We start from the raw sequence: 8,588 nt of genomic DNA on the forward strand, positions 1-8,588 counted from the left end.
TGAGTAAAGTACTCAGAAATAGGTTCGGACGGGGAGGATTCTATGGCAACACCGGAACTCGTGATTGACAATCTTTATATGCAGATTGATGACAAGCCGATTCTTAAGGGCTTAAGTCTTACTGTCAAGGGCGGCGAAATTCACGCCATCATGGGGCCCAACGGCACAGGCAAGACGTCCTTGGCGCAGACCTTGATGGGCCACCCGCGCTACACCATTACCGGGGGCAGCATGACGTTGGATGGCGAGGACGTCACCCAGATGAAGCCCGACGAGCGATCGCGCCGCGGCCTATTTTTAGCGATGCAGTACCCCAGCGAAATATCGGGGGTCACCACCGCCAACTTTCTTCGCGCCGCCATCAACGCGCGTCGCGGCGAGGGCAACAACATCCCCCTAAAGCAGTTTCGGGATCAATTGGATGAGGCCATGCGCTTTTTGGACATGGACCCGAAGTTTGCCAACCGCTACCTCAACGAAGGCTTTTCCGGCGGCGAGAAGAAACGCAATGAAATTTTGCAAATGCTCATGTTGCGCCCCCGCATCGCCATTTTGGACGAGATTGACTCCGGCTTGGATATTGACGCCATCAAAATTGTCGGCAAAGGGGTCAACTCCTTGAAGGGCCCCGACTTTGGCGCCCTCATCATCACGCACTATCAGCGCATTTTGGACTACGTTCAGCCCGATGTGGTGCACATCATGGTTGACGGCCGTATTGTGAAGTCCGGGGATGCCAGTCTGGCCGCCGAGCTTGACAAAAAAGGCTACGAATGGGTGCGCACGGAACTCGCCAAGTCGGCTGGCCAGGCGTAAGGGGGTGATTTGATGCAGGATACGCTGACGACAGCTACTGAGAACACCTTCCGCGATTGGATTGAATCGCGAAAGGCGCTGGAACCCGAGTGGATGCACCAGCGCCGCCTGTTGGCCGCCGAGGCCTCTTTTGCCCTGGATTGGCCAAAATTGGAACGGACCCCGCTCAAAAAGCGGCGCCTGGATCAGATCCCTCTCTTCCCGGCCGCTACCACCAAGACGGCGATTCCTCCGGAGGCGACGGATGAGGCGGCAGCCATTGTCCGTTGGCGGGGACGTAATGTGGTGTCGGTGAGCGTGCCGCAAGCCTTGGCCGATCGGGGCGTGGTGTTGCGGCCGTTGACCGATGCATTGGACCAGGAGCCCGTCCGCGAACACTTGGGGCGTTTGCTGGATGAGCGCGAAGACAAGGTGGCGGCGCTCAACGCCGCGCTATGGACAGCCGGCACCTATCTCTTCGTGCCCGGGAACTTGCCCGAACCGCTGTCGGTGTCGCTGGAAATTGACTTAGGTGCTGAGGACACCGCCCTCTTCAGCCGAAATCTCATTGTCGTGGGCCGCAACAGTCGTGTCCTAGTGACGGAACGGATTACGGGCGGTCCTGAATCCGCCAAAATGCTGTTGGCCCACAATACCGAGGTTGTGGTGAGCGAGGGGGCATCGGTGCAATACGGATCGATTCAGCAAGCGTCCGAGCGGGTCGAGGGTTTTATCCACCGCCAGGCGGATCTGCAAAACGACGCCCACATCGAGTGGCTGATTGGCGAGTTTGGTTCTGCCTTATTGGTCGGCGACCACGTCAGCCAACTCAACCAGCCGGGCGCCAGCACCAAAAGCATTACCGTCTTCTTCGGCTCCGCTCAGCAGCATCAAGATTTCACCGCCAAGAGTTTTCATCATGCGCCACACACCGTCAGTGACATGGTGGCCCGGGGCGTAATGAAGGGGCGGGCCCGTTCTGTCTTTACCGGCCTCACGCAAATCGACAAAGGAGCCCGGGGCTCGGACGGGCGCCAGAAGGAACAGACCTTGATGCTGTCTGAGGAAGCGCGGGCCGACGCCATCCCGTCGCTCTTGATTGACGAGCGGGACGTGTATGCCGCCCATGCGGCCAGCGCGGGGCCGATCGACAAAGCGGCCGTCTTCTATCTAACCAGCCGCGGGCTCACGGAAAAAGAGGCCGAGCGCATGATTGTGCACGGGTTCCTGGCACCCGTCATTGACAAGATTCCCAACGATCCGCTGCGCGACCAGGTGTGGCAAGCGGTAGAAAGGAAGATTGTCCATGACTAAGCCCTTGGTTGATGTCAGCCGCGACTTCCCCATTTTGAACCGCACCATCAACGGACACCGGCTGGTGTGGTTGGACTCCGCGGCCACGTCGCAGAAGCCGACGGCGGTTTTAAAGGCCGTCGAGCGGTATTACGAGGAGTCCAACGCCAACGTACTACGTTCCGTCCACACCCTCGCGTCTGAGGCGACGGAAGAGTTCAACGCCGCCCGGGCTAAAGTGGCCGGCTTCATCGGAGCCAATCGCCCCGAAGAGGTAATCTTCACTCGAGGTACCACCGAGGGGTTAAACCTGGTGGCGCGCGGATTTGGCGACCAGGTGGTCCATGGCGGCGACGAAATTGTCCTCTCCCCCATGGAGCACCACTCTAACCTGATTCCCTGGCAGCAGTTGGCCCGCCGGCAGGGCGCAACGCTCCGTTACATCCAGCTGGCTCCGGACGGCACCATCAGCTTAGAGGCGCTCGAGCAAGCCATTACTCCGAAAACCCGCATTGTGGCTTTGTCGCGCATCTCGAATGTTCTCGGCACCATCAACCCCATTCGGGAAGCCGCCGATTTGGTGCATCGCCATGGCGGCTACCTCATCGTTGACGGCGCTCAATCGGTTCCCCATGAGCCCACCCGGGTGGAGGAGCTGGGGGCCGACTTTCTAGCCTTTTCGGGCCACAAAATGTGTGCCCCGACGGGAATTGGCGCGCTGTGGGGCAAGCATGCCCTTCTTGATCAAATGGAGCCTGTCATTTTCGGAGGCGAGATGATAAGCTACGTGGACCGCGAAGAGGCAACCTGGGCCGAAATCCCCGCCAAATTCGAGGGCGGTACCCCCAACATTGCCGGTGCCATTGGTCTTGGGGCAGCCGTCGACTATCTCAATCAGGTGGGCATGGAAGCTATTTTCGAGCACAGCCGATCCCTCGGAGAAAAGGCCTTCCAAGTGCTTCAGGGTATCGACGGGGTCTCGGTTTACGGTCCGGCTTCGCCTCATGCCGGTGCCGTCGCATTTAACATCGACGGCATTCACCCGCATGACGTGGCCCAAGTGTTCGACGCCCAGGGCGTGGCCATTCGAGCCGGTCATCATTGCGCCCAACCGCTCATGCAATGGCTGGGCGTCGGTTCGACGGCCCGGGCGAGCTTCTATTTGTACAACGGTGACGAGGACATCGAGCGCCTGAAAGAGGCAATCCTAGAGACAAAGAGGTACTTTCGCCGATGAACTTAGATGAACTCTATCGGGAAACCATTCTCGACCACAATCAGTCGCCGCGGAACAAAAAGGAACTTGAAAATCCGACCAAAACAGTCGGATTATTAAACCCAACCTGTGGCGATCAGATCCGATTGGATCTACAATTAGATCATGGCCAAGTGACGGATGTTGGCTTTACTGGGCATGGTTGCTCCATCAGCATGGCCTCAGCCTCCATGTTGACCGAGGCGATCAAGGGCCGTCCCATCGATGAAGCCTTAGCAATAGCCCGCCACTTCAAAGCTTTTTTAACGGGGACGCCGAGCCCCATGCCGCTGGGTGACCTGGAAGCACTGCAAGGGGTTTCCCAATTTCCAAGCCGAGTCAAGTGCGCCACATTGGCGCACAATGCTCTTGAGAAGGCGCTCAGCGAACAGGATTAAGGCTGCCCCAAAAGGAGGGAGAACCATGGCATCAAAGCCGATTGTCAGCGACGAGTACAAGTACGGATTTAATGACGGCGATGTTGGAGTGCTGAAGTTTCAGCGCGGTCTGACCCGTCAAACCGTCGAAGAAATCTCGCGCATCAAGAAAGAGCCGAAGTGGATGCTGGACTTCCGCCTGCATGCCTTGGACGTTTTCATGAAGAAGCCCCTGCCGCGCTGGGGCGGAAATCTCGACGCGCTGAACTTCGATGACATCATCTACTATGTCAAGCCGTCGGAAAATCAAGGCCGCACCTGGGAAGACGTGCCGCAAGCGATTAAAGACACCTTTGAGCGCCTTGGCATTCCCGAGGCTGAACGCAAGTTCCTAGCAGGTGTGTCGGCCCAGTACGAGTCGGAGGTGGTCTACCACTCCATCCGTGAGGACTTGAAGGAAAAGGGCATTATTTTCACGGACACCGACTCGGCCTTGCGCGAGTACCCGGAAATTTTCCGTGAGTACTTCGGCACGGTCATTCCGCCGGAAGACAACAAGTTTGCCGCCCTGAACTCGGCTGTGTGGTCTGGGGGGTCCTTTGTCTACATCCCCAAAGGGGTGAAGACGGATATTCCGCTTCAGGCCTATTTCCGTATCAACTCGGAGAATATGGGCCAGTTCGAGCGCACCCTGATTATTGCGGAAGAGGACTCATTCGGCCATTACGTCGAAGGCTGCACCGCCCCCATCTACTCGAGCGAATCATTGCATTCCGCAGTGGTAGAAATCGTCGTTAAGGACGGAGCGCGGATGCGCTACACCACCGTGCAGAACTGGGCACCGAACGTCTACAACTTGGTCACCAAGCGGGCTGTCGCCTATCGCGACGCCACCATGGAGTGGGTGGACGGCAACATCGGGTCGAAGCTTACCATGAAGTATCCGTCGGTTTACATGGTGGGTGAGGGAGCCAAGGGGATGGTGCTCTCCATCGCCGTGGCCGGAAAAGGCCAGCATCAGGACACCGGCTCCAAGATGATTCATGCGGCTCCCAACACCACCTCGACGATTGTGTCGAAGTCCATCAGCCAGCACGGCGGCAAGACCACCTATCGCGGTCTGGTGCATTTCGCGCCCGAGGCTTTGGAGTCCAAGGCCAACGTCCGCTGCGACACCTTGATTATGGACGATGACTCGACGTCCGACACCATTCCCTACAGCGAGGTGTCCAACGCCAACGTAGAGATGGAGCACGAGGCCACCGTCACCAAGGTTAGTGAAGAGGCCCTCTTCTATCTCACCAGTCGCGGACTGTCCGAGGAGGAAGCGACCCGCATGATTGTGATGGGCTTCATTGAGCCCTTCACGCGAGAGCTTCCCATGGAATTCGCCGTGGAGATGAACCGCTTAATCAAATTCGAGATGGAAGGAGCCATCGGCTAGTGGCGTTCACGCGCGTCATGGATGTTGCGGAGGTGCAGGAAGGCCGCCCCGCGCTGGTGGTGCTGGGGGATACCGAAGTCGCGGTGTTTCGCGTGGAAAATGAGTTTTATGCCATCGACGACCTGTGCAGCCACGCGGAAGCATCGCTCTCGGAAGGCGAACAGTTCGGCTACATTGTCGAGTGCCCCCGCCACGGCGGCCGGTTTGACATTCGCACCGGAAAGGCCAAGCACTTCCCGGCGTTTTCACCGGTCCGCACGTTCCCCGTAAAGGTTGAAGACGGGTCGATCTACATCGACGTCGAAGAATAGCAGCCGTCCGCTGCCGCCCCCAAGAAGCGACCCGTGCCGTTAGTGCGGGTCGCTTCTTGCATGGCAGGCACGGCCAGTTTTGCCGGACATGAGAGCCCCATGCTACATTATTGTCAGGGGTGAGCGCATGAACCAGTCAACGCTTGCGAAACGAATCAGTCTCCTTCGCATTGCCTTTGGCATTATCTGGGGAATCGACGCCACGTTGAAGTGGGCGCCAGCCTTTCAGAAAAGCTATCTTTCCCAAGTCTATGCCGCAGCCCAGGGTCAACCCGCCTGGCTGGCTTGGCTTTTTCATTCAGCGGAGTCGGTCATTCGCCTCGATCCTCGCTTCTTCGCGATAGCGACCGCCGTGGTAGAAAGCCTGACCGCATTGGGGCTGTTGCTGGGGTTTGCGCGCCGGGCCGGCTACATTGCCGGACTGGTCTTTAGCCTGATGGTCTGGGCGCTCGCGGAAGGATTCGGCGGTCCCTACACCGCCGGGGCCACCGACATCGGGACGGGCATCATTTACGCGGTGGTATTCGCCGCCCTTTACGGCTTGGATCGGGCGGTGGGCCCGAGTCCCTGGTCACTGGACGCCGTCATTGCCCGGCGCTGGCGGCGGTGGGAAGAGGTCTCCGAACCCAGCGCGGCACGCCATTCGGAACAAGCCTGACTCGGGCCGCCGGCGGGCGAACAAAAGGCGCTTGGACCCGTTAAATGTGCTTTTTAAGCAAAAGGCTGCCCCCTGTGGGACAGCCTTTTGCCCTGCCCTACTTTTCATCCGACCTCCTGCCTTCCGCCATTTCGCGAAGAATTTTTCGGACCGCCCGCTTTTCAATGCGGGAGACGTAGCTTCGGGAAATGCCTAATTTCTTGGCAATGTCGCGCTGGGTCAGACGTTGATGCCCATGCAAACCGAACCGCAGATCCAAAACCAGCTTTTCTTTTGGCGTCAAGTCTTGGACGAAGTCGCGGACCCACTCCATGACCACATCCAGTTCCACCGCGTCGGCAACCACATCGCCCTCCGTCCCCAACACATCCAACAGGGAAATCTCGTTGCCCTCCCTGTCCACCCCGATGGGGTCGTAAAGGCTCACCTCGCGGTTGGTCTTCTTTCTGAGCCGCAAGTGCATCAGAACCTCATTGTCGATACACCGGGCGCAATATGTTGCCAGTCGCACCCCTTTGTCCGGATCGAACGAGTCAATCCCCTTGATCAGCCCAATTGTTCCGATGGAGATCAGGTCGTCCGGATCCTCGCCGCTGTTGTGATACTTTTTCACCACGTGGGCCACCAATCGTAAATTATGCTCGATGAGGAGGCGCCGGGCTTCCAAGTCTCCTCCTTTGAGACGTTCCAGCGCCAACCGTTCCTCATCTTCGCTGAGCGGCTGCGGAAACGCGTTGCCGCCGATGTATCCCGCCAGCCACACGGCTCCCCGAATGGCGGCCACCACAACCAGTATAAGCGCGCCGATGCTGCCCAGCACGAATCCCCCCCTTCCAGCCCGACTCGAATGGAGTCACGCCGAGGATTCTTCTATGCTATGCCGCGTGTGCTGGCAGTGTGTCTGTCCGGGATTTATGGTAGGGTAGGAAAAGGCTCCCTTTTGGGATAAGGCATGAGTGTGCGGAACATGCTTAAGGAGTCAAGGAGGGATCGTATGAGCATCATCCAAGATAGTCTCAAGCCTGAAGTCCAACAGTTTTTAGCCGGCTCGGAAAAGGAGGTTACCGTCGACTTCTACCCGTATCCGGAAAGTCCGGCAAGCCAACCCATGCAGGAATTGTTTGAGGAATTGGCGGCGCTGGCCCCTTTCATCAAACCGGTCGTTCATCAAGACCGTGCGAAGCCCCAAGGGGTTGAACAGCCGGAGGATGTCGAGGGACCGGTCGCCACATTGTCGGTTGACGGCGCCTTCACCGGCATTCGCTTTTTGGGCTTCCCTGGCGGACGCGAATTCTCCACGTTGCTCGCGGATTTGCGTGATCTCTCGCAAGGCCAGCCGACGGAACTCAGCCCCGAAACCCAAAATTGGCTTCGGGACCTGACGTCCCCGCTGCATCTGGAAGTGTTCACCACCCCCACCTGACCGTATTGTCCCCAGGCAGTTCGCCTGGCTCATCAGATGGCTCGCGTGAACCCTGACAAGGTGTTGGCGGATATGGTTGATGCCCAAAGCTTTCCCAACCTGTCGGACCGCTATCAGGTCTCCAGCGTGCCGGCCACCATCATCAATGGTGAAGCTCAGCAAATTGGAGCCGCACCCGAAAGTCAATTGGTGGATGTCATTCGCCGGCAAATGGCGAGCGCATAGATTCATCCCGGACCTCCCTTCCGGCATAGATCAATCCGGGAGGGAATTGAATGAAAAGGTTGTCCTTAGCGCTTTCGGGCGGCGGTCTATTGGGCGCCGCGCATTTGGGTGCGCTGCATTTCTTGGAGGAACGCGGGGTGCGCGCCCAGGCCGTCGCCGGAACCAGCGCGGGCGGTTTAGTGGCCTCGCTCTATGCCTTGGGGGTGGCCATGGATCCGGTGATCCAAGTTGGTCAAGAGGTGGCCGACCACCCGACAGACTACTTCGACTTAAACTGGCGCGGTTTGGTGGACGAGTGGATTCGAAGCCTAGGACCCCCCACCACCGGCCTGATTGACCCCCAAAAATTTATCCATGCACTGCTTAATCTGGCACCAACGGCCCATAACACCGATGACTGGCGCATCCCGACAGTATTGACAGCCGTGGATCTGGTGCAGCTTGAAAGTGTGGCCTTCACCAACCGCCCTGACGGCGGCCATCCCGCCCACGGACACTGGCGCATCGCCGCCCATCAACCCTTAACGCTTGCCATGCCAGGGCTTTATGCCGCCCCTCGGTTGGATCATGCGCTCCTGGTCGATGGCGGCGTCGCCGACACGCTGCCAGTGGACTGGGCCGCGGCGTTAGTCCCTGACCTGGTGGTCGCCATCAATGTTGCCGCTCCAGCTCCCGCCCCGGCTGCCGAAATCGGCATTTTAGAGGCGCTGTCGCGGTCGGAGGCTTATGCTGTTACGGCCAAGTATAAAATCTCCAATAACGACAACAACACTTCGCCAAAAAGGCCAACCTGATTTCGGCAAAACG

At 58.5% G+C, this 8,588-nt stretch carries 10 protein-coding genes and 1 pseudogene; 10 read left to right on the plus strand and 1 reads right to left on the minus strand.

The annotated features are described in order from the left end of the window. The first annotated feature begins 42 nt into the window (after positions 1-42). The 7 genes from sufC to HIJ39_RS02260 all read left to right on the plus strand — a co-directional run bounded on the left by sufC (position 43) and on the right by HIJ39_RS02260 (position 6,133). Positions 43-816 (plus strand): Fe-S cluster assembly ATPase SufC, encoded by a 774-nt coding sequence (gene sufC, locus HIJ39_RS02230; protein WP_169096243.1) that lies wholly within the window; start codon positions 43-45, stop codon positions 814-816. 12 nt (positions 817-828) lie between these two features. Next, positions 829-2,109, plus strand: a complete 1,281-nt coding sequence (gene sufD, locus HIJ39_RS02235; RefSeq protein WP_169096245.1) for a Fe-S cluster assembly protein SufD — start codon at positions 829-831, stop codon at positions 2,107-2,109. Beyond that, a complete protein-coding gene (locus HIJ39_RS02240; protein WP_169096247.1) occupies positions 2,102-3,325 on the plus strand; it encodes a cysteine desulfurase in 1,224 nt (407 codons plus the stop codon). Before sufD ends, HIJ39_RS02240 begins: the two co-directional genes overlap by 8 nt. Continuing rightward, the gene (sufU, locus tag HIJ39_RS02245; RefSeq protein ID WP_169096249.1) at positions 3,322-3,741 is read left to right on the plus strand and encodes a Fe-S cluster assembly sulfur transfer protein SufU; all 420 of its coding nucleotides are present in this window, start codon (positions 3,322-3,324) and stop codon (positions 3,739-3,741) included. The genes HIJ39_RS02240 and sufU overlap by 4 nt, the downstream gene beginning before the upstream one ends. Positions 3,742-3,766: 25 nt before the next feature. Further along, positions 3,767-5,164, plus strand: a complete 1,398-nt coding sequence (gene sufB / locus HIJ39_RS02250; RefSeq protein WP_169096251.1) for a Fe-S cluster assembly protein SufB — start codon at positions 3,767-3,769, stop codon at positions 5,162-5,164. Continuing rightward, a complete protein-coding gene (locus tag HIJ39_RS02255; protein ID WP_338055057.1) occupies positions 5,164-5,475 on the plus strand; it encodes a non-heme iron oxygenase ferredoxin subunit in 312 nt (103 codons plus the stop codon). Before sufB ends, HIJ39_RS02255 begins: the two co-directional genes overlap by 1 nt. A 127-nt stretch (positions 5,476-5,602) precedes the next feature. Beyond that, on the plus strand, positions 5,603-6,133 hold the full coding sequence (locus tag HIJ39_RS02260) for a DoxX family protein (RefSeq protein WP_169096253.1): 531 nt from the start codon (positions 5,603-5,605) through the stop codon (positions 6,131-6,133). Between the two features lie 97 nt (positions 6,134-6,230). On the opposite strand, the gene sigK is transcribed toward HIJ39_RS02260, so the two are convergent. Then, positions 6,231-6,953 carry an RNA polymerase sporulation sigma factor SigK gene (gene sigK, locus HIJ39_RS02265; RefSeq protein ID WP_420824556.1) on the minus strand — a complete coding sequence of 241 codons (723 nt, stop codon included), beginning with the start codon at positions 6,951-6,953 and terminating at the stop codon, positions 6,231-6,233. Positions 6,954-7,127: 174 nt separating this feature from the next. On the opposite strand from sigK, the gene HIJ39_RS02270 reads away from it, so the two are divergent. From HIJ39_RS02270 to HIJ39_RS02280, 3 genes and pseudogenes are all read left to right on the plus strand, one after another. Further along, positions 7,128-7,556 (plus strand): alkyl hydroperoxide reductase subunit F family protein, encoded by a 429-nt coding sequence (locus tag HIJ39_RS02270; RefSeq protein WP_169096255.1) that lies wholly within the window; start codon positions 7,128-7,130, stop codon positions 7,554-7,556. A gap of 12 nt (positions 7,557-7,568) precedes the next feature. After that, positions 7,569-7,781: pseudogene (locus HIJ39_RS02275) on the plus strand (thioredoxin family protein); the annotation flags it as partial. A 50-nt stretch (positions 7,782-7,831) separates the two neighbouring features. Further along, positions 7,832-8,575 (plus strand): patatin-like phospholipase family protein, encoded by a 744-nt coding sequence (locus HIJ39_RS02280; protein ID WP_169096260.1) that lies wholly within the window; start codon positions 7,832-7,834, stop codon positions 8,573-8,575. Positions 8,576-8,588: the final 13 nt, after the last annotated feature.

This window comes from Sulfobacillus harzensis (assembly GCF_012933365.1).
Taxonomy (GTDB): domain Bacteria; phylum Bacillota; class Sulfobacillia; order Sulfobacillales; family Sulfobacillaceae; genus Sulfobacillus_B; species Sulfobacillus_B harzensis.